Here is a 1502-nt window from a genome sequence, read left to right as displayed (position 1 = left end):
CCTAAAATAGTGCATTAGCTTTTTTCGTAATCACCCCATCACCCCATCACCCCATCACCCTATTTTCATAATGCACACCCATTAGCTGTGTCAGTCTACTGGGGTGGGTTAGGTGGCAATATTTATGAGTCGCGAACCAAATTTTAACTGTACGCGGTAACCCACCGAACATACCTAAGATTAAGCCAATACCCTGTCTTAATCTTTGTTTGTCCATTCACTCTCTTAATAATTCAGAATTTAGAATTGAAATACAAAATTTAATAATTCTAAATTCTACATTTTAAATTCTCAATTCTAATTTTATCTGGTCTCGTAGAGCAGAGTCGGGAGTATATCAAAGCTTAGTTTCTATAATCAGATAAGCATTACGAAAGTAAGAAAATTGGGTCAGGAATCTCAAAAGTAATTTCCAGTACCAAGGCCAACGTTCTAGATGTAGTTGATACATAGACCAAGCATTAACTACTTGCAATCCCATAGATGTTAAGTCTTCTTGATTCTTAACAAACCACTTTAGGGGCGCTCCAATTTGAGCGAATATTTTATTATATATTTTAGTAGAAAGTCCTAAAACTTCCAAATCTAAGGTAGCCCCTGGGAAACGAGAGCGCATTACAGATATGAGTTGCTGCACTTCATTGACTTCCAAGTACATTAGTAACCCTTCTGCAATAAATAAAATATTTTCTGGTGCTACGTTGGGCAAAGTATCCATCCAGTCAAAATCAAGAACTGATGAACTAATAAATTGGTGCTGTTGTGTCTGTGTATCTAATTTACAGCGTAATTCAGTTACCACAGGCAAATCAAGTTCTAACCAACGATAAGCATTTTTTCCTATCCTATGAAAACGACTAGATAATCCAGCTCCCAATTCCACAACAACAGGATGGGAATGGTTAGCAATATGACAAGATGCTATTTGGTCATGGTGATAAGTTCGGATAGCAGCCACAATACTAAAAGCTTTACTACCCTGAGGATAAAGTGCATCTAGTTCTCGATCCCAACCTAGAAGTTTTAACCACTCAACAGCTAGTGGATCTTGAAAGAGGGGATGGGGATGAGCTTGTTCATCAGCTCGTCCCCTGAGTGGCAAAAGTAAAGTGCGAGGTACACCATTTAGTTCATTGACTTTTTCAGACAAGAAGATTAAGTCCTATATATCTAGTTTGGATAATTTATAGCAGGGAATAGGGAATAGGGAACAGGCAACAAACAGGGAATAGTTGGAAAAACATTTCCGCTGTCTAAGATTCATCATCAGTCTATATCCTAACCAATTCTTTCTTTGCTATAGTTATTATAATAGTCAGTAAATAGGATAGAGGTTTAGTATCTAAATCCTTACCGAAAAATTAAGGTATAAAGCCTCTCCATTCATGGAGAAAAAGCGGTCGTTTCGCGGAGCAGTCCGTTAGGATGGGATGGCGAGGTCTCCTCGCTTGCCTCCAATCGACCAAGACAGCGGTCGTTTCGCGGAGCGACTTGAATTGCGA

The 1502-nt window shown here is 38.7% G+C and carries 1 protein-coding gene; it reads right to left on the bottom strand.

All coding sequences use genetic code 11. The annotated features are described in order from the left end of the window. Window positions 1–337: 337 nt before the first annotated feature. Window positions 338–1150, bottom strand: a complete 813-nt coding sequence (locus F6K22_RS40710) for a class I SAM-dependent methyltransferase (RefSeq protein WP_293110835.1) — start codon at window positions 1148–1150, stop codon at window positions 338–340. Between the last annotated feature and the right edge of the window lie 352 nt (window positions 1151–1502).

It is taken from the genome of Okeania sp. SIO2F4 (genome assembly GCF_010672385.1).
Taxonomy (GTDB): domain Bacteria; phylum Cyanobacteriota; class Cyanobacteriia; order Cyanobacteriales; family Microcoleaceae; genus Trichodesmium.
The sequence above is the reverse complement of the archived record's forward strand: the minus strand, read 5'-3'. Positions and strand labels throughout refer to the sequence as shown.